The 20,136-nt window shown below is 39.2% G+C and carries 19 protein-coding genes and 1 pseudogene; 9 read left to right on the top strand and 11 right to left on the bottom strand.

Features of this window, described 5'->3' with window-relative positions; all coding sequences use genetic code 11:
- The first annotated feature begins 107 nt into the window (after nt 1-107).
- The 3 genes from MP622_RS04040 (at nt 108) to MP622_RS04030 (ending at nt 2,000) form a co-directional block, all read left to right on the top strand.
- Nucleotides 108-527 (top strand): DUF1398 family protein, encoded by a 420-nt coding sequence (locus MP622_RS04040; RefSeq protein ID WP_243792658.1) that lies wholly within the window; start codon nt 108-110, stop codon nt 525-527.
- 457 nt (nt 528-984) lie between these two features.
- On the top strand, nt 985-1,584 hold the full coding sequence (locus MP622_RS04035) for a TetR/AcrR family transcriptional regulator (RefSeq protein WP_016166542.1): 600 nt from the start codon (nt 985-987) through the stop codon (nt 1,582-1,584).
- 113 nt (nt 1,585-1,697) lie between these two features.
- Entirely contained in the window at nt 1,698-2,000 is a 303-nt protein-coding gene (locus MP622_RS04030) for a monooxygenase (RefSeq protein ID WP_151503942.1), read from the top strand.
- Between the two features lie 20 nt (nt 2,001-2,020).
- On the opposite strand, the gene MP622_RS04025 is transcribed toward MP622_RS04030, so the two are convergent.
- Nucleotides 2,021-2,263: a hypothetical protein gene (locus tag MP622_RS04025; protein ID WP_016166544.1), complete on the bottom strand. Its 243-nt coding sequence runs from the start codon at nt 2,261-2,263 to the stop codon at nt 2,021-2,023.
- Nucleotides 2,264-2,567: 304 nt separating this feature from the next.
- On the opposite strand from MP622_RS04025, the gene MP622_RS04020 reads away from it, so the two are divergent.
- Complete coding sequence (locus tag MP622_RS04020; protein WP_016166545.1) at nt 2,568-2,759, top strand: hypothetical protein; 192 nt, start codon at nt 2,568-2,570, stop codon at nt 2,757-2,759.
- Here the strand turns inward: MP622_RS04020 and MP622_RS04015 are convergent.
- Together MP622_RS04015 and MP622_RS04010 are read right to left on the bottom strand one after the other, a co-directional pair.
- Complete coding sequence (locus tag MP622_RS04015) at nt 2,743-3,375, bottom strand: LysE family transporter (RefSeq protein WP_243792657.1); 633 nt, start codon at nt 3,373-3,375, stop codon at nt 2,743-2,745. The genes MP622_RS04020 and MP622_RS04015 overlap by 17 nt on opposite strands.
- A 140-nt stretch (nt 3,376-3,515) precedes the next feature.
- A complete protein-coding gene (locus tag MP622_RS04010; RefSeq protein ID WP_044740606.1) occupies nt 3,516-4,094 on the bottom strand; it encodes an FxsA family protein in 579 nt (192 codons plus the stop codon).
- A 355-nt stretch (nt 4,095-4,449) separates the two neighbouring features.
- Here MP622_RS04010 and MP622_RS04005 point away from each other — a divergent pair.
- Nucleotides 4,450-6,543: pseudogene (locus MP622_RS04005) on the top strand (TonB-dependent siderophore receptor).
- Nucleotides 6,544-6,774: 231 nt separating this feature from the next.
- Nucleotides 6,775-7,320: a crossover junction endodeoxyribonuclease RuvC gene (ruvC, locus tag MP622_RS04000; RefSeq protein WP_016166549.1), complete on the top strand. Its 546-nt coding sequence runs from the start codon at nt 6,775-6,777 to the stop codon at nt 7,318-7,320.
- Nucleotides 7,321-7,337: 17 nt separating this feature from the next.
- On the opposite strand, the gene MP622_RS03995 is transcribed toward ruvC, so the two are convergent.
- Together MP622_RS03995 and MP622_RS03990 are read right to left on the bottom strand one after the other, a co-directional pair.
- Complete coding sequence (locus MP622_RS03995) at nt 7,338-7,616, bottom strand: acylphosphatase (protein WP_151503938.1); 279 nt, start codon at nt 7,614-7,616, stop codon at nt 7,338-7,340.
- 1 nt (nt 7,617) lies between these two features.
- Nucleotides 7,618-9,108 carry an NAD(P)H-hydrate dehydratase gene (locus MP622_RS03990; protein ID WP_243792655.1) on the bottom strand — a complete coding sequence of 497 codons (1,491 nt, stop codon included), beginning with the start codon at nt 9,106-9,108 and terminating at the stop codon, nt 7,618-7,620.
- A gap of 21 nt (nt 9,109-9,129) precedes the next feature.
- On the opposite strand from MP622_RS03990, the gene queG reads away from it, so the two are divergent.
- Together queG and bioB are read left to right on the top strand one after the other, a co-directional pair.
- The gene (gene queG, locus MP622_RS03985; RefSeq protein WP_243792653.1) at nt 9,130-10,230 is read left to right on the top strand and encodes a tRNA epoxyqueuosine(34) reductase QueG; all 1,101 of its coding nucleotides are present in this window, start codon (nt 9,130-9,132) and stop codon (nt 10,228-10,230) included.
- A 299-nt stretch (nt 10,231-10,529) separates the two neighbouring features.
- Nucleotides 10,530-11,519 carry a biotin synthase BioB gene (gene bioB, locus MP622_RS03980; RefSeq protein WP_243792651.1) on the top strand — a complete coding sequence of 330 codons (990 nt, stop codon included), beginning with the start codon at nt 10,530-10,532 and terminating at the stop codon, nt 11,517-11,519.
- A 108-nt stretch (nt 11,520-11,627) separates the two neighbouring features.
- On the opposite strand, the gene MP622_RS03975 is transcribed toward bioB, so the two are convergent.
- The 6 genes from MP622_RS03975 to MP622_RS03950 form a co-directional block, all read right to left on the bottom strand.
- On the bottom strand, nt 11,628-11,852 hold the full coding sequence (locus MP622_RS03975) for a hypothetical protein (RefSeq protein WP_016166554.1): 225 nt from the start codon (nt 11,850-11,852) through the stop codon (nt 11,628-11,630).
- A 451-nt stretch (nt 11,853-12,303) separates the two neighbouring features.
- Nucleotides 12,304-13,005, bottom strand: a complete 702-nt coding sequence (locus MP622_RS03970; protein WP_151503934.1) for a VIT family protein — start codon at nt 13,003-13,005, stop codon at nt 12,304-12,306.
- A 187-nt stretch (nt 13,006-13,192) separates the two neighbouring features.
- Complete coding sequence (locus MP622_RS03965) at nt 13,193-14,653, bottom strand: OmpA family protein (RefSeq protein ID WP_243792650.1); 1,461 nt, start codon at nt 14,651-14,653, stop codon at nt 13,193-13,195.
- 156 nt (nt 14,654-14,809) lie between these two features.
- Nucleotides 14,810-16,045, bottom strand: coding sequence for a dihydroorotase (locus tag MP622_RS03960; RefSeq protein WP_243792648.1), 1,236 nt, complete (start codon nt 16,043-16,045; stop codon nt 14,810-14,812).
- Nucleotides 16,046-16,054: 9 nt separating this feature from the next.
- Complete coding sequence (locus MP622_RS03955; RefSeq protein WP_243792646.1) at nt 16,055-17,071, bottom strand: aspartate carbamoyltransferase catalytic subunit; 1,017 nt, start codon at nt 17,069-17,071, stop codon at nt 16,055-16,057.
- 249 nt (nt 17,072-17,320) lie between these two features.
- Nucleotides 17,321-17,674: a hypothetical protein gene (locus tag MP622_RS03950; protein WP_171492386.1), complete on the bottom strand. Its 354-nt coding sequence runs from the start codon at nt 17,672-17,674 to the stop codon at nt 17,321-17,323.
- A 252-nt stretch (nt 17,675-17,926) separates the two neighbouring features.
- Between MP622_RS03950 and rlmKL the strand changes: the two genes are divergently transcribed.
- Entirely contained in the window at nt 17,927-20,131 is a 2,205-nt protein-coding gene (gene rlmKL, locus MP622_RS03945; RefSeq protein WP_243792644.1) for a bifunctional 23S rRNA (guanine(2069)-N(7))-methyltransferase RlmK/23S rRNA (guanine(2445)-N(2))-methyltransferase RlmL, read from the top strand.
- Nucleotides 20,132-20,136 lie beyond the last annotated feature (5 nt).

Below are 20,136 nucleotides of genomic sequence, written 5' to 3'. Positions count from 1 at the left end.
AAATACCAGAAAAAGCCTCCAAGCTTTCGAGCAAATAAAGTTAAAAAGCACTGAAGATTAACCAGTTCGTGTCATAATAAAATCAGCCGAATAATGAAGTAAAAAATATGAGTACAGCTATAGAAATCATCGAACAAGCAATACAAAAAGGCATAAATCATCGCCCTCAAATTGGTGGATTTCCTTATTTAGCCGAAGCTTTACGCGAAGCAGGCGTAACCATAAATGAATGGATTCTTCCATGTTGCCAAAGTCTTTATCAGACCAATAGTGGGGCTGTCATTTTTCCTCATCCATCACTGATTACAAAGGCAACAGACATTCCTACATTTAATCAAGACTTACTCATCCAAGCATTACGAGCAGACCAAGCAGGACACACCTCATTTCCAGAGTTTTTACAAGCAATCTGGTCTGCTGGAATAATTCGCTACACCGTTAATTTAGAAGCACGTTACGTCGTTTATTATGGTAGTTCTGATGAAAGCTACATGGAAAAATACCCTGCAGTTACACTACCAATTTAATTGACATTTCTTGTATTTATCGTTCAAGGAAACTTTTTAATTACCCAATTGAATTTATTGAATCGAAATAAAGGAGGCTTTTGCTCACACAGAAGTTAACAATGCGTCAGATAATCAATGTGATACTTTTTAGAAATTTCAAATAAAGGCAAAATCTTAAAAATAATTATCTGATTTAATTAAGGAAAAATTTTGTTATCATAATTTCTTTCAATTTGCTTTCTGCTTAAACTTTACAAACCCTTTTTAAATCATTATTTTGACCAAATTAATGATAGGTATCCAAATTTAGATATCTCCCCCTCAGGTTATAGCATGGCTGTTTCAAGCTTAATTAAACTAGGCTAATTGTTGTTTTTATCGGCATTTCTTCTACAATAGTTTAATTATGTTCAAGAAAAAATTGCTATAGTCTTCTCACAAGTTCTTTTATAGTGATCTTATACGGAACATATGCATGAATTCAGAACGCCAACAAAATTTTCTTTTGCGTAAAGAAAAAATCTTAGCAATGGCCGAGAAATTATTACTCGATAATAATCAGGACATTACTCTTGAAGAACTTGCTTCTGAATTAGATATTGCCAAAGGCACAATTTACAAGCATTTCGACAGTAAAAATCAACTTTATTTAGAACTTATTATTCTAAACGAAAAACGTTTACTTGATATTTCACACAAATTCAACACAGACATCAATTCGTATGTTTCAGAATACATGCTCTACAACATGTTAAATTCAAACCGTACAATATTGCTGCATGTGATTGAAGAACGTCTGACCAACAACGAACGTAAACTGAATAACTTATTTGATGAACTCTATAAAATCCGTGAAGCGCGGATTTTAAGTATTAAAGAAATCACTGATAAATATTTAAAAGAAAACAACAGTGCAATGTCCATTCGAGACTATCAATCTTATGTTTGGACTGTCACTTATGGTGCTTGTTTGTTGCTCAATTCAACCCATTACCAAAAAGCTATTGGCTCTCGTGATCGCTTAATAAAATTGTATATTAATCAGGTATTAATGACACCTGATAAAGTTGTTTAAATAACGCTTAAAGGAGATCTGATGAGATCTCCTTTTTATTTTTTGCGGTCACTTTTTTAAACCAAACACTGCGATAAAATCGTACAACACTATAAATTTTCGGGGTTATTCACATGACTGTTTTATTACAAATTGATTTTCCCAGTACTGGACCTTTTGCAGAAGAAATGACTCAAGCATTTACTTCACTTGCAGAAAGTATTAATCAGGAAACTGGGCTTATTTGGAAAATCTGGACAGAAAATAATGATGCCCAAGAAGCAGGTGGAGTCTACCTATTTGATTCGATGGAAAATGCAAAGCGCTATTTAGTCATGCACAGCGCACGTTTAGAAAGCTTCGGCATTACCAATATTCGCAGCAAAATTTTTCAGGTGAATACAGATCTTTCAAAAATCAACCATGCCCCACTTTAAAATGATAAGTCCTGAATTTGTCAGGACTTATCATTACTTAAATGTAATGTTTCAAGTAAAGTTGGCTGCACAGGTGCTTCAGCCTGATTATGAAGATAAACTTGCGCAACTTTAAACACAATCACAACGGCTAAACACGTCGCTATACAAAAAATCCAGAAACCAAATGGACTTCGAATGTTATGTGAGCCGCAATTCGGACACTCTTTAACGTCCGAATCGACCACTAAATCACAGCAAGCACAATGGTATTGATACAGCATAGGTATACTCCTATTTCACTGTAGTGGTTGTATTTATTATCACATTCCCAAGTCCATGGCAATGTAATCTTTCTTCATGTTATGTGAGTATTTGTAAATGCACAAGCCAAGTCACAAAGAAAAGTCGACTGAAGCGTTCAAAATTAATGTGTACTTCACTTATCTACTGTTTTAATTTTTGAATTTATGAAAATTATGACCTTGATGAATATGTACGGAAGTTTAAGTATCTTAAAATTCAACTCCTTCCATAATTCAAGTACTATAGTAGCTCAACTCCAGTTTTCCAGTGTGGATTTTAGCAATGGTACAATTGATTAAAAAAGGTGGTCTACGTGAGCGTGCAAACCGTAGCCGAAAATTTCAAGGCTCAGAAAATACCGAAACCACACTCAAGCCCAATAGCTATGCAGAAACTACAAAAAATGCCACAACTGTAAACTTGGCTTGCACACAGATTCAAGAAACCAATACTCAATCTAAAACATCTGAATAGCGTCGTACCAAAGCCATAGCGCAAACACTAGAAATAAAGCCCCCGAAAGAATATCAATATAGTGTCCTGACCGCTGATACAACGCTTTAATTTTTGGCGTAGACATGATGAACATGAATAAACTAAATACCAAAAACGTTTGTAATGGGATAATAAATGCCAATTGAGTTTTTAAATTGGCATTTGCAGATGAACCCAGTGCTAAGGAGAAGACACTACTGAAATAGATTAAAGTCTTTGGATTAGACAAATTGGTGAATAATCCCAATAAAAAATACTTTTGCTGACCATTTGGAAGAGTTAAAGTCCCTTCAAGTTGGGGTGTTTGTGCAGAAGTGAGTCCCTCCCTCAACATTCCCCAACCCATACGAGCCAAGAAGAATCCCCCAACGAGCATCAAAATTTGCTGAATCCAAGGGAATTGTTCAACCAATACTGTAAAGCCCAATAAGGTTAATACAACCCAAACGACAATCCCTGCCGAAATGCCCAAAATGATTTTTAAGGTATTTAACCGTGTTGTAGAAGCTGAGCTTTTTGCAATCAATAAAACATCAGGTCCAGGGGTTAATTGTGCGACAAAATGTAAAGCACAGATGGTAAGTAATAAAGACATATTTTTATAAAATGACCATTTTTTCAATGGGTGAATTATAACGCCTGTTTAAATTTTTATTGCATTAATCACGTATTAAGAATAAAAAACCGAAGTACTTTTGAAGGACTTCGGTTCAGATACATAGATAATCGGCTAGATTATTTATTTACATCTTTCATTTCAATTTTCTTAGCTTCAGGGGTTACTTCACGTGCTTCACCATCAATAATGCTTGAATCACGGTATTGACCACCACTCTGCTGATTTTGCATATCTTGCATTTGACGCATTAAATCAGCAAATGGATTCTGCCCTTGAGCACCTGTTGCCCCACCCATATCGCCCATCATGCCACCCATCATTTTGTTCATCATGGCTTGTTGGCGTTTCATCATGGTTTTCATAAATGCAGCTTGTAATGCTTTTTGAACAGCTGGAATTAGCAGTAACACTGCAAATACATCACTAACTAAACCAGGAATCAGTAATAGAAAACCTGCAAAAATTTTAGGCAAATTGCCTGTAAATGCTGGGTCTGAACTCACCTGACCTGATTGCATTTGTTGCATTTGCGGCATAATTCCCGCCGAATATTTACGGATAATATTTAATCCAATAAAGAAGGCAGCCACAAACCAGAAAAACACGTACCACATACTACCAACGAGGTCACCCACGCCGATCCAGACGAATACTTCTAGAATTAAGCCAGCAAGTACAATCAGAAATAATTTCATGAAAATTAATCAAATCTCTAAAATAATAAAAATGACCATGTTCAATGACTGTCACACTGTTCAGCATTTTTCTATGGTTAAGAATATCTATAAGGGCAGTTTTTTATTTTTAAAGTCTTTGGTCAAAAAATTGTAGAAACAATTCACATTCAAGAACTCTTTTAGGGGCGTTCTTATAAGGTGATTGTTTAAACGCACCTTAAAAGTGTATGTATCTCAATCAGTTCAAATTAAATTTAGAGAATCATAAGAATTATTCATTTTTTTTATTCATATTTTAGATAGAAATTACACTAGTATTCTAAGCACAAAAATATAGAATGTTATAACATTACACTAAATTCATTAATTACTTATGAAACAACCATTTCATCTCTTTTATTCTAGCCTTGGTTTATCTCTCCTCGCCCCCCTGACTTGGGCAGAAGGCTCCCCCGAATTACTCAAGACTATTCAACTACAAGCCGAAACGTTAACTGAAAGTTCAAGGCAAACCACAGCGTTAACTAAATTTTCACATGATATTCTCGATATCCCTTTTAGTCGCAGCCTACTGTCCAAAGACTTTATTCAACAAGAAGATGTACAACGTATAGACGATGCGCTGGCTCAGGTCAGTGGTGTCTATCATCAAACCAACTATGGAGGTGGCTTTTGGGACAACTATTCATTTCGGGGTTTTAGTACCGACCCCAATATTGGGGCTCAAATCATTAGAAATGGGCTTAGCGTCAATCGTGGACTCAGTGCCCCGCGGGATATGGTCAATATCGAATCACTTGACTTTTTAAAGGGTCCTACGGCTGCACTCTATGGTCGAGGTGAAACTGGTGGACTTTTGAATATCAACACCAAGCAGCCGAAATGGGAACCCCAAAGTGAAATTAACCTACGTGCCAATAGCCTAGAAAAATATCGAACGAGCTTTGAGCATACGGGTCCTATCAATAACGATATTGCCTATTGATTTGCGATTGCACATGAAGATAATCAAAGTTTCCGTGACCATGTATCCAGTGAACGTTGGTTTTTTTCACCTCAATTGACTTGGAAAATCTCTGATCAAACTCAATTCGATTTTGATAGCGAGTTTACGCAACAAAGGGGAACTTTCGACCGTGGAATCAGCAGTTATCAAAAACAATTTGTCATGCAACCAGAAACCTTTTTAGGCGAACCCAATGATGGTCAGCATCTTCAAAAGGACAATTTTTACCAGCTTCGTCTCTCACATCAATATAATGATGCTTGGAAAATCAATAATGCCTTGAGCTTTAAAGATGCTCAGTTAAAAGGTTTTTCCAGTGAGCCTCGTAAAATTCAAAGTGATGCTCAAACCTTAGAGCGTCAGCGTCGTTATCGTGACAATAAAAGTGATGATGTTTTATTTCAAACAGAATTTCTCGGCACTGTGCAGCAAGACAGGGCAAAACATGAAATCCTAGTAAGTTCTGAAGTTGGACGTTTAGATTATAGGCAGCTTCAACTTCGTCGTAATCACAGTAGCAGCGTTCCCAATACGATCGACATCTACACCCCTGTATATGGACAATATCTCCCTGCTCTTCCCTTATTCATTAATACCGAGGAAAAACAAGGTTATTTTGCATTGAATCTTCAGGATCAGATTTTTCTGAATGATCAATGGAGTGTGTTGATGGGTGCTCGCTTTGACCATGTCACACAAGATTTTCAGAACAAATTAACCCATACCACCAGTAAAAGAGACTTCAATCAGACCAGCCCACGCTTGGGTTTAAATTATCGCATCAATGATTTCTGGTCATGGTATGCAAATTATGGGCATTCTTTCGCACTTAATAGCGGTATGGATCGTTATGGTGAAGTCTTCGATCCTGAAAAAGGCAAAAGTTATGAAATTGGAAGCAAATATCAGATTAACCCACAAAGTCTCTTGAGTATCGCCCTTTTTAAAATGCTCAAAGAGAATGTATTGACGACAGATCCGACAGACAGCAACTATCAAGTTACAGCAGGTGAAGTTTCAAGCAAAGGCATTGAGATTGATTTAGCATCTCAACTCAACGATCAATTTTCCTTACGTGCCAATTATAGCTATACCGATGCTCAGGTTGAAAAAGACCTAATATTAAGTAAAGGTGGTCGCCTAAGTAATGTGCCAAAACACAGCGGTTCGCTCAGTGCCAATTACGAATGGGTATTGGCAAATGCAAATAAAATGGGGCTGGGCGCAACTGCGATTTATGTCGGAAAGCGTAGTGGGCACAGTACCGACAATGGATTTAATCTCCCTGAATACACACTAGTGAATTTAAACGCCTATTATGCGCCATCGGAACAATTACGTTATCAACTGAATATCAATAATCTACTGGACAAAACCTACTACGTTGCAAGTTATAACGAACTTTGGATTCAGCCTGGCGATCCTTTAAATGCTTCGTTGGCTTTACAGTGGAAATTCTAAATTCATTTATAGCCCGTGAATGATTCAATTCACGGGTTTCATCTGCATCAAGCTCATCAATTTCATTGAACAGCAAAACCCAAGCAGATGTGATTGAGAAAAATATAGGCGAATAGTCAGCTCTATCTATGATTCAAACGAAATAGCTGTGCGACATGGTCAGTAAAAACATATAATTCCAACATCACGTGCAAAACTGCATCAATATTTCAAATTTTATTAAGCGAAGTTATGTCACTAATCATTGGGATTGACCCCGGTTCACGCCTCACTGGCTACGGAATTATAGAAAAAGACGGTCAAAAATTACGCTTTGTGGATGCTGGCACGATTCGCACCGAAAGTCAGGATATGCCTGAGCGTTTGAAACGCATCTTTGCGGGTGTTGAGCGTATTGTAAAATTCCACGGTCCGACTGAAGCAGCAGTTGAACAAGTATTTATGGCTCAAAATCCTGATTCGGCATTAAAATTAGGACAAGCTCGTGGTGCAGCAATTGCTGCGCTTGTAAATCTGGATTTGCAAGTTGCTGAATATACTGCCCGTCAAATTAAACAATCAGTGGTTGGCTATGGCGCTGCGGATAAAGAACAAGTTCAAATGATGGTGGTCAAACTTCTGAATTTAAGTGTGACTCCACAAGCGGATGCAGCCGATGCACTGGCTGCCGCCATCTGTCATGCGCATGCCTCGGGCAGTATGAGTAAATTGGCTGTACTCAATGCTTTAGGCGGCATGGCTCGTGGGCGAAGTCGCTCAAGTAGCCGACGTCGTTAATTATTCGATAATTTTGTTTATTCACGGATAATCTGAAAGTCAGTCACGTCGAGAGCTTGTGATACTTCACAACTTCTCACCTGCTGCACTTTTGCATGAGATGGTCCTAAATAAGCCAGTTCGATCAGATGAGGTAGATTTTCTGCATCAGTGATCACCAAAGCCTCTACTTCCCCTGTAGCTAAATTTTTGACATAACCTTGTAATGCTAAAGCTTGAGCCTGCTGATAAAACCATCGACGATAGCCAACGCCCTGAACCCGTCCTGAAATGATGAGCCGAAATGCTTTTTGCATTTTAACCTCCATTCACAACAGAATAAATTGCTCGTCCCATATCATGTGCCTGTAAACCACGCATCCCCGATTCAGCCAATACATCCCCAGCTTGAGCATGTAAACTGACAATTTGATGTAAGGCAATTTGATCATGAAATTGAGCTTTTAAACTCGCCACCATTCCCGCGAGCACATCCCCCATGCCGCCAGTTCCCATGCCCGCATTACCTTGAGTACAAATATACAACTTATCCTCTAAAATCAAACTACCTGAACCTTTGAGTACCCATTGCCCAGCAAAAGTCGCACGTAATCGATGAATTGCGGCAATACGGTCTTGTTCAATCTCTTTAACCGTACAACCCAATAAGGTTGCAGCTTCGCCTGAATGTGGTGTTGCATAGATATGATCATTCAACTTTTGCTTTTCTTTCACTAAAAACCAAAGTCCATCCGCATCCAACACCACTTCTAAATGTGTACTTTGATTGAGTAGTTCGAACCATTGCTGAAAAATCTGCTCAGCCCAATCATCACGCCCCAACCCCATACCAAAACAAACAGCATCGACATGGCTTAATAACTGTTGAATTGCCTCAGAATTTAAAGCATTAATATCGCGTAGCATCATATTTGGAGCACGTGCCAAAATTGATGAGTGGTGCTTGGCATGACAGACCACACTGACTTTTCCAGCCCCCGCATGAAAAGCAGCTTCTGCCGCCATTATGACTGCCCCACCCATATCCGCATGACCACCCACCACCAGTACGTGACCATAACTACCTTTATGTCCGAAGGCTTGCCGTTGCGGTAATGTAAGATTCTTAGGCGATAACTGAGCAATTGGGTGTAGTTTCTCATCAGGTGGAATAAGGCTGAGTAAATGTAATTTTCCTACAAACTCTTTACCTTGCCCTGTAAATAAGCCTGCTTTATACCCCAGTAAAGTAAAGGTTTGATCGGCTTGAATGGCACAAGGTAAAGCCTGACCTGTATCCCCCTGCAAGCCACTCGGAATATCAATCGCAATTTTTAATCCAGTTTGCGCATTGAATAAGTGAATAATCCTTTGCCAATCTTGACTCAACTCACGGTTCAGTCCTATTCCAAATAAGGCATCTACATGACATTCAAAATATTCAAATTGTTGTTGTACCTTAGATTCTGAAAATCCTGTTTCGATTTCAACAAAAGACACATTCTGCGACTGGGCAAATAAATATGCTCGATGTAAATCTGGTGATGGTCCACGTTCAGTAGTTAATGCAGTGACTTGAAAACCAGCCTGCTTTAAGTAGCCTGCAATAAAATAACCATCCCCAGCATTATTGCCTTGCCCACACCATACCGCTATTTTTTTAATCTGCTTTTGTTCGAATTGTGGTAATAGCTGTTGCACAATTGTCCAAGCGGCTTGCCGCATTAAACCTAATGATGAATTTTGCTGAGCAAACCAACGTTGCTCCCATGCTTGAATTTCGCTGCTATGGTAAACTGAACGTTGCATGATTTCCCCTATTATTGGTTTATGGCTTCGACCTCTTCTTCCTCAAATATCTCACTACAACAGCTTGATCTTCAAGAGCTAAAAACATGGATCAAAACGCAGGCTTTGGACTTGGGTTTTGCTGATTGTGTCATTGCCAAACCAGATGCTCAAGCAGAATTAGAACGTTTTAAAGAATATTTAAAGCGTGGTTATCATGCAGATATGACTTATCTTGAGGAAAACTTGGACAAGCGTGCTGACCCCACCCTACTGGTTCCAGGCACACGAAGCATTATTTGTGTTCGGATGAACTATTTGGTCGAAACCCCCAAACCACGTTACGTTCCCAATGAGCCGAATGCCGCCATTATTGCGCGTTATGCACGTGGGCGGGATTATCATAAAATTATGCGTGGCCGTCTAAAAACATTGGCAACACGAATTCGGGAACGTGTGGGAGATTTTGAATCCCGTCCTTTTGCAGATTCTGCACCCATTTTTGAAAAGTCTTTGGCAGAAAATGCAGGGATGGGTTGGACAGGCAAACATACTTTACTCATTCATAAAAAATCAGGTTCATTTTTTGTTTTAGGGGAATTGTTTACTTCTCTTGATTTACCTTTTGATGGTCCAACCACAAAGCATTGTGGCTCCTGTACAGCTTGTATTGATATCTGCCCGACACAAGCCATTGTAGAACCCTATATGCTTGATGCACGTAAATGTATTGCTTATTTGACCATTGAATATAAAGGCATTATTCCAGAAGAACTCCGACGTGGAATCGGCAATCGGGTTTTTGGTTGTGATGACTGTCAACTGATTTGCCCTTGGAACAGTTTTGCGCAAAAAGCCAGTATTGAAGATTTTAATCCACGCCATGATCTAGATCGGGTCACTTTATTAGATTTATGGCACTGGGATGAAGCAACTTTTTTAAGCAATACCGAAGGCAGCCCAATACGGCGCACAGGCTATCAAAGTTTTATGCGTAATATTGCAATTGGTTTGGGAAATGCACTATTTTCTAGCTTAATTCTACAAACTTTGCATGAAACTCGTCACTTGCATGATGATATTGTGCAAGTCCATATTGATTGGGCCATTCAGGAACAATTGATTAAATCACAATCAGTTTAAAATCATGAATCTGCCGTCAACATAAAACTGTTATATTTACAGTTCTTTGCAAAGTTATTGTTTTATAAAAAGGATAGTCACGTGTTTGGCACAAAATTTATTGGATCAAACAAAAACTTTGCATGGAATACTCACTAAAAATAGCCGACTTTGTGACTAAATCTTCTATCTAATCATTCATTACATCGCCATATTTTAATCGTCAGATACTATAAGTTTTGGTTTTTTTTGCCTTTGGTTTTGGCACGAAATCTGTATGATAAAAGCCAATAAAGAATACAGATGATGGACTTCCTAGAATGACTGTACGTAATGATTGGACGCGTGAAGAAATTCAAGCTTTATACGAACAACCTTTTTTAGACTTGGTTTTCCAAGCTCAGAAAGTTCATCGTGAGCATTTCGATGCCAATACCATTCAAGTCAGCACTTTATTATCAATTAAAACAGGCAAATGCCCTGAAGATTGCAAATACTGCTCTCAATCTGCTCGTTATGATTCAAAACTAGAAGCAGAAAAGCGTATTGCAGTAGAAAAGGTTATTAGCGAAGCCAAAGAAGCATTAGAGTCAGGTTCTTCTCGCTTCTGTATGGGTGCTGCATGGCGTAACCCGCACGAACGCGATATGCCTTATGTGCTTGAAATGGTTCGTGAAGTAAAAGCTTTAGGTTTGGAAACTTGCATGACCTTAGGCATGTTAAACCAGTCTCAGGCTGAACGCTTAAAAGATGCAGGTTTAGATTACTATAACCACAACCTTGATACTTCGCGTGAGTATTATTCAAATATTATCAGTACCCGTACTTTCGATGATCGTTTAAATACGCTTGAATATGTACGTGGTGCAGGCATGAAAGTGTGTAGTGGTGGTATTGTGGGTTTGGGTGAAGACACTGCTGATCGTATTGGGCTATTACTTGAACTTGCAACACTACCTATTCATCCAGAATCTGTGCCAATTAACATGCTTGTTCCAATTGAAGGCACGCCATTGGCAGATGTAGAAAAGCTCGATGTGACTGAATGGATTCGTACCATTGCTGTTGCACGTATCATTATGCCAAAAAGCTATATTCGTCTTTCTGCAGGTCGTGAATCTTTGTCTGATTCAGACCAAGCATTGGCATTTATGGCAGGTGCAAACTCACTGTTCTCTGGTGAAAAATTGCTGACAACACCAAATGCTGGTGAAGGTCGCGACAAGCAGTTATTTAATAAATTAGGCTTAGTTGCTGAAAAAGCAAAACCAACTGTTTCTGAACTTTCAGTAGATGCTATGGCAGGCTAATAGAACTTCTAGTTCTTAAGCTCAATAAAAAAGCCAGTTCTATGAATTGGCTTTTTTATTTGAATTTGATTTAAGATTTTTATATTCACTGAATCAATGATCAGCAGCTTAACCTGCAAAATTATGCGCAGTAATCAAAATGCCGTATTGCGCAGTGAGATAATCCCCTTTTCGAATAATATCGGCACCGTTGGCGTGGAAAACCGTTAACTGTTCGGCTACTGCATCATATTCGAAACGTTCATAACAGTCTTGATGATGGCACAACCATGTCAGTGTATCCGCAAGTTGGTCATCTACAATATACGTTTGTTTTTGAAAATCTTTAGACATAGTGAATTGATTAATACAAGATGAAAACATTGTAATGGCTTTAAGGGATGAGAGAATAAATTTGATGAAAAAGAAACAGATCAATTTGACTAATGCCAAATGTACAAAATCCGAAATGATTAACTCACTTCGGATTTAGTTAGAACAATTCCAAGACTAGGAGGTTTTGTTCTCACCACATTTTCTACATTCCAGATGCTCACCTATTTCCTGCATTTGTTCATATTCATAAATGTGGAAACAAAGTAACTTTCTGAGTAATTGAAACATTTTAAACTCCTTGTTTAATTTTTTTCTGTCTCGCGCTTGTTTCGGTCCTGAAACATCGATGTATCAAGATGATTAGATACATTGCATTATAATTATCATATTTTTATCGAATGGCAAATAATTTACTCAAGCTTGAATTGCATTTCGTCGGAAAGTAAACTCATATTATAGACTTTATTCGTTATGTGACGTTTACATTAAACAATGACCCAATGGCACTGGTAATGAGCATGGCGAAGCATCCCCAAAACAGCACTCTTAAAGCCCCTTTCCAAATGGATGATCCTGCAGTATAGCTTGCTAATGCACCCAAACCGACTAAAGCAAAAATAGAAACAATCACAATCGCACTGGCTAAATAATGTTGTGGTGCGATAAGCACAGCCAACAACGGAATGGCTGCCCCAACCGAAAATGATAAAGCCGAAGACAAAGCGGCTTGCACTGGTTTTGCTGCAGTCATTTCAACAATGCCAATTTCATCGCGGGCATGTGCTCCCAAAGAATCATGGGCTGTTAACTGAATTGCCACCTCATGTGCTAACTTTTCATCTAAACCACGATGAATATAAATTTGGGTTAATTCTCTTAATTCTTGTTCTGGATTATTTTCTAATTCACGTTTCTCTAATGCTAGATCAGCTTCTTCAATATCAGCTTGCGACTTAACCGAAATATACTCCCCCGCAGCCATGGAGATGGCACCCGAAATCAATCCTGCTAAGCAAGTAATCAGAATGGTTTGTTGCCCTGCACCACTTGCCACAATACCAATTACCAGACTGGTGACTGAAATTATGCCATCATTCGCCCCCAAAACTGCCGCACGTAACCAACCCGTTTTTTCTAAATTATGCTTCTCTAGATGTATAGATCTTCTCATCAATGCTCTCGTCTTGATTTTTATTGATACTGCATAAATCCTTATTTTAGACCAATATTCTTAATATTCGCTTAACCAAAGCATTGGATTTACAAAACTTTTCTATATTTTTTCTAAGCAGCACCATATACAAAGTTAAGAGCATAACCATGAATAAGATATGCTCTGTCCCTATTAGATTCTAGTCTTAATAACCTTCAGTGTTTATACCTTGCTCGTTCACTTGACGTGCTTTACCTGTTTCAGTATTGAGCACAGTAAATTCAATTCTACGATTCTTAAACTGTCCCTCTGGCGTACTATTGTCTGCAATAGGTTTTTCAGCACCCATGCCCACAGCTTGCAATTTTGCAGGATCAACACCTTGTTTAATTAAATAATTCATAACCGCTTGAGCACGTTTCACTGACAGCTCTTTATTGTCTTGTGCCGTACCTACGTTATCCGTATGCCCTTCTATCACCAGATTAACTTGCGGTGCACGCCGAATTAATGCAGCCGCTTGATCTAAAATCGATTTATTAATTTCAGGAATTTCACTTGAATAAGGTTCAAAATTGATGATTTGTAAATTCAGTGCCGTCGCCACGTCTAAGGCACGTATATGCTCTGGATTTAAACTCGCCAATGCTTTTTCAGCATCGCTCACACTACTGCCAACCACTTGGTTTACATCTATAGGTTGCTGCATCACTATTTGCATATTTTTCACTAATGGTCGAATTTTTTGGGCTAACTCAGTTGCAGTTGTATTACTTTCGGTTTGGATCGACAATTGATCACCCAACCAAGTAATTGATACATTTGGCGTTCCTTTGATAATTTTCAAGACACTAGGTATTGCATCCTGATCGATAAAGTTTTCGTGTAATTGATTGTTGTCATCAACACCACATCCAACGGGATGTGCAAATATCTGTTTCACTTCTGCTTGTAAAATATCAATATACGACTTGTTTGATGTGAAGATCTGACAGGTCACCAACATTCCTTCTTGTCCAGTGGTTAGCTGAAATTTTGCTGGTTGACTGGCAACATTTGAACTGTCTTCCACAGTCGTAGGCTGTTCAACTCGGCTGCACATTTTAAAAAGCAACGCACTGATCAACCCCAATGCGACAATAAATAAAACAGGTATCCACCAACGGTTTTGTCTCTTTGTACCAATATAAGAAGCATTACTTGGGCTTTGATGTAGAGTTTGACCAACTAGTGTATTCACACCTAGTGCGGCAAGTAATGGTTTAGCCCACAAAGGTAAAGCTACTGCAATATCCGTATTGTGATTAAGTAAAAAATGCTCTATGGCATGCTGGTCACTTGAACCCGCCTGTGTCTCTAAAACCCCCAATGTCGGTGCTATCGCATGATTCAATGTTTCTTCAATTTCAGATGGTGGTGCTGTCGCACCAATTGCTTCAATAAATTTTTCTTTGAGCGATTGATGCGCCTTAAAAAGATCACTCAATCTGGGATTAAGATGGTTCTGTAACTCGGTAATATAATCTGGTTTTTCTTTTAATAAACTGAGTAAAATGGGATAAAAATTATCTAATGCATGTCTCTTTTCCAGCAAATGCTCTGTCTCAGATTGCAAAACAATAGGCGTAACTTGTTGCTGTAGTAATTCAATGATATTGGTCAGCATTTCCTGCCCTCTTATTCTTTTGTTGTTTTATTAAGTTAGTTTATATGTTCAATTTTTATACAGTGTAAATTATTGTATTTTATACACCCTTTGATCTATCTCAAATTTTTAGGCATAAAAAAGCCAGCGATTGCTGGCTTTTATAACAGTCAAAAATTAAGCATGAAAAGTTTGCAGTACTTTTCCTGTTAAAGTCTGATTGATTAATGGGGTATTTTTACCTTGTGAAAGAATACTTTCTTTGGTTAAAGTCCACTGTATTTCTGGGTCAACCAATACCCATCCCGCTTCTTGTTCCCAACGCTCTTGCATATTCGCAACTTTGGCAGGTGCTAGAGTAACTTTATCTACCCATTCTAAAGGCGTAAATAAACCTTCTTTGACCAATTGCACACCTAACGAAACATAAGTATCAAATGCAGTAAAACCTGGTTCAGTTTCTGCAAATGGTGCCATTTTTGCTGAGCTGCTCAATGGTTCATGATGAGTACAAATTGCATCGATTACACCATCTTTTACACCTTGGCGTAAACGCTCTTGATCTTTATCAGAACGTAATGGCGGGCGCACATGTGCCAATGCATTAAAACCGTCAATCAAACGATCTGTTAAGTGTAGTTGATGCATCGCCACATCAGCGGTTACGGGTAAGCCTTTTTCTTTGGCAATCTTGATTAACTCCACCGAAGCACCACATGACAGCAAGCTAAAGTGTGCATTTACACCTGTTGCTTCAATCATGAGTAAATACTTAGCAATCGCTACCGTTTCAGCCAAAGCTGGAATCATTGGCAAACCTTGACGTGAGGCAATAAAACCTTCGTGCACACAGCCATCTTTTGCAATTTGTGGTTCTTCTGCATAGAACACAACAGTTAAACCAAGACCTGCTGCATATTCCAATGTACGAATGACCACATCATCATTCGCAAAAGGTGCATTGGCATTTGAAACTGCGGTACAACCACCTTTTTTCAAAGCTGCCATGTTCGCAGGTTGTTGACCTTTTAAACCTTGGGTTTGCGCACCAATCACCTGAAGGTAAATACCACCATCTAACATGGCTTTTTCAACCAGACCATGAATCAAAGCACCATTATCTTGCACAATTGGCTTTGAATCTGGTGGCGTAAACACATGCAGAATCCCATTCTCACGTGCAGCCTTACCTTCAGACTTGAGCGTACCATGCTGCTGCTGACCTGGTTCACGTAAACGCGCACACAAATCGACCATGGTTGGCATTAACCATTTGCCTTGACCATCTAAGGTAACTTCAACTTCATCTGTAGCGGAAACCAATTTACCCTGTTCTAAATAAACTGTTTGCACCGAGTCGCTTTGCTGAATTGGGTCTAAGACACGGACATTTTCAATTTTTACAATACTCATGACTTTCTCTTATCCCGCAATCGCTTCTAATAGACCTTGTTCTTGTAATTGGCCTTGCATTGATAAGGCTAAAACAGCCATACGTACCGCAATACCGTTGGTGACCTGATTTAAGATTACCGATTGCGGACCATCTGCAATACTTGAATCAATTTCAACACCGCGGTTCATTGGACCAGGATGCATCACGATACAATCAGGTTTCGCCAATGCTAAACGTTCTTTGTTCAAACCAAACATTTTGTAAAATTCAGACTGCGAAGATAATGCGGGTGAATCAATACGTTCATTTTGAATACGCAGGGTAATGATCACATCACAATCCTTCACACCTTCATCCATTTTATTAAATAGACGAACACCTGCACCATATTCTTCAAAGCCATACGGTAATAATGTATTTGGAGCAATCACACGAATATCTTTACAACCTAAAGTCTGTAAAGCAGCAATATCTGAACGCGCCACACGCGAATGTTTAATATCACCAATAATCGCCACACTTAGTTTTTCAAATGGCTTTTTGGTTTCACGGCGAATGGTTAACATGTCTAACATGGCTTGGGTTGGATGCGCATGACGTCCGTCCCCCGCGTTGATAATTGCGACATGCGGACAAACTGTCTGAGCAATGAAATGTGCTGCACCAGAAGATGAATGACGCACCACAAAGATGTCTGCCGCCATCGCTTCTAAATTCCAAAGCGTGTCGCGTAAGGTTTCACCTTTGGACGTACTTGAGCGCGCAATATCAATATTCAATACATTTGCAGATAAACGCTTCGCTGCCGCTTCAAATGTTGTACGAGTACGAGTTGAGTTTTCAAAAAACAGGTTCATCACCGTACGACCTTCAAGCAGGTTGTTAGTAATCAACTGATTTTGGTCATTAAAAAAGGACTGCGCCGTGTCCAATATTTTCGTGAGTGTGGCTTTCGATAGCCCTTCGATGGTCAGGAAATGCTTTAAATTTCCTTCTTTATTGAGTTGAATCTGACTCGGAGTATGCAATTCCGCCAAGTGCATGAGAGATTCCTTATACGTTAAGTTAACGTATTATACAGAGATTCCCCCAATTTGGCAGATGAAGTTTTCGGCACTCAACAGAAAATTTGACGATATTTAAAATGACTTCTTATTTTCCTATGCATTATTTCAATAAGATAATTTAAACAAAATTTACCACTCAACACTGATTCTACCAATCACCATAAATTTGAGTTTTAAGGTGATTGGCTTAAACAAGATGATAAGTAAACTAATCTGCAACAAGATTTAGCGTAATGCACCAATATAGTGATGATGCACCTGTGCACGATAAATTTCTTCCTCGGTCACTTCATCCTCACGATACTGTGTCGGCTCAACTACGGTTTCAGCCACTACCTCTGGTTCAATCACTGTATCCAAATCCATGAAACTTCTTAAGCGTTCAGCCTGACGAACTAACTCTGTATCTCCTGTTGCCAAAGCCAAATCGACCACATGACGGGCATAATCCTTATTTTCAGCGAGGTACATCGCATCAATGACACGCCCCGACACACGACGCAAACGCGTATAAATTAAAGTTGCAGCGGAAAAAGCCTCAGGATGAGCAACGAATCCATGATTAGACATCTTTTTCAATCCCCCAGTTTTATTGAATTTAATACGAATAATGACTTCACAGCAGATTGCGCAAATAAAGTGAAATTTTAAATGCACATCGCCATTTAATGTACTTAACTTAGCAAAATACATACCAATTTTGAGAACCAAGTCGGTAAAAGTGCATTTTTTTATGATCTGCTTATGCAAACATGCAATTTAAAAAGCTTTCAAAGCCAAAATCAGTTAAACTTTGCCAAGTATTTTTTTAAATCTTGGTCTATCTAATTTATGAATAGCTCTTCCCGTTTAAGCAACTATTGGGTCACATGTGCAGATGGGCTAGAAACCTTACTCCAAGAAGAATTACAAGGTCTAGGCATCGAACAAATTGAACGCTTTCCAGGGCGTTTAGTTTTTAAAGGCACGCTAGAACAAGCCTATCGTATTTGCATGTGGTCACGTTTGGCTTCACGTGTTCTGCTCCCTATTCATACCCATGAACTTGAACGCAGCCATGATGCACGTGATGTTGCTGAAGAACTGTATGAAGGTGCGATCAGCTTTGACTGGTCACTTATTTTTGCACCACAAAGTACTTTTGCTATCCGTTTGCACGTTGAACGCGAAATTATGGTGAACAGCCAATTCGCGACTTTACGTGTTAAAGATGGTGTAGTGGACTCATTCATGGAAGCTGTTGGTCGTCGACCAAGCATTGATACCAAGCAACCTGAAATTACTCTATACGTCCTTGCAGGTAAAACTGAACATACTTATTGCTTAGACTTATCAGGCGATTCTTTACATAAACGTGGTTATCGTCGTTATATGACGGATGCCCCAATCAAAGAAAACTTGGCGGCTGCAATTTTGCAAAAAGCCAAACTTCAACAATTACGTCCAGACATTATCTTGGATCCAATGTGTGGTTCGGGTACTTTCATTATTGAATCTTTAATGTTGTTAACTGACCGTGCCCCTGGTTTAGTGCGTCGTTTTGGTTTTAATGGTTGGAATGGTCATAACCATGAGTTATGGATGTCCATTAAAGCGGAAGCTGCTGAACGTCATCAACAAGGTCTGGCTCAACCTTTACCAAAGTTTTATGCTTTTGATGCAGACTGGGAAGCAGTAAAGGCAACTAAACAAAATATTATTGCTGCGGGTTTTGAGAGTCTGCTCGAGCAAATTCAGATTGAAGAACGCACCCTTTCTGACTGGCCAGATTTTGAAGTCGGCAATAAAACGGCCTTTATCGTCACCAACCCTCCTTATGGTGAGCGTTTAGGCGATAAAGCATCGAACCGTGCATTGTATTTGGGTCTATCTGCGTTATTACAAAAAAACTTCCCGAATCAAACTGCCGCTGTGATCGCAGCAGCCGTTGAACAAGCGGACGTGATGGCATTTAGTGATCCGCAAACCATGCGTTTGATGAATGGTAAATTGCCAATCTACGTCCGCTTAGGCAAGATCAAGCCTGCAACCGTAGTGAAGCCATTCCTTGAAACTTGGCAACCTCTGCAATTTGACCCAATTGAAGGTGCAGAAGACTTTACCAATCGCTTACAGAAAAACATGCAGACCTTGAAAAAATGGGCAGTAAAAGAAGGCATTTTCTGTTTACGTTTATATGATGCCGACTTACCTGATTTTAATGTAGCTGTTGACTTGTATGGCGACCGTCTGCATGTGCAAGAATACGCGCCACCAAAAAGCATTGATCCTGAAAAAGCCAAAAAGCGTTTTAACTTGGCTTTAGCTGCGATTCGTGCAGTGACGGGTTTAAACCGTGATGCAATCTTCATTAAGACCCGTGCACGTCAAGAAGGTAAAAATCAGTACACCAAGCAAAGTACAGCATCTAAACGTTTTATCGTGCAAGAAGGTCAAGCGAAAATTTTGGTGAATATGACGGATTATCTCGATACAGGCCTGTTCCTCGATCACCGTCAAATTCGTTTACGTATTGCCAAAGAAGCGCGTGGTAAGCACTTCCTAAACTTGTATAGCTACACCTCGACAGCAAGCTTACATGCTGCCTTAGGCGGTGCAGCAAGTACCACCAGTGTGGATTTGTCGAATACATATCTGAACTGGTCGAAAGAAAACTTCGTCTTAAATGGTTTAACTGTCGATCATGCAGATGAACAGCATCAGTTCTTTGCTAGCGACTGTTTTGAATGGCTCAAAGAAGGTCATGAACAATATGACTTGATTTTCATCGATCCACCAACCTTCTCGAATTCGAAGAAGTTCTACGGCACCTTTGATGTACAACGTGACCACGTGTCTCTACTGAAACGTGCCATGAACCGTTTAACCACGGAAGGAACGCTTTACTTCTCTAACAATTACCGTGGTTTTGAGTTAGATGAAGAAATTGAAGCGATGTTTAATGTACAAGAAATCACTCAAGAAACCATTGGGCCGGACTTCAAGCGCAATCAAAAAATCCATCGCGCTTGGAAAATTCAGCATCACCCAGTCTAATCTTT

The sequence above is a fragment of the Acinetobacter sp. PK01 genome, from assembly GCF_022819285.1.
GTDB lineage: Bacteria > Pseudomonadota > Gammaproteobacteria > Pseudomonadales > Moraxellaceae > Acinetobacter > Acinetobacter tandoii.
This window is presented reverse-complemented; position numbering and strand designations above follow the sequence as displayed.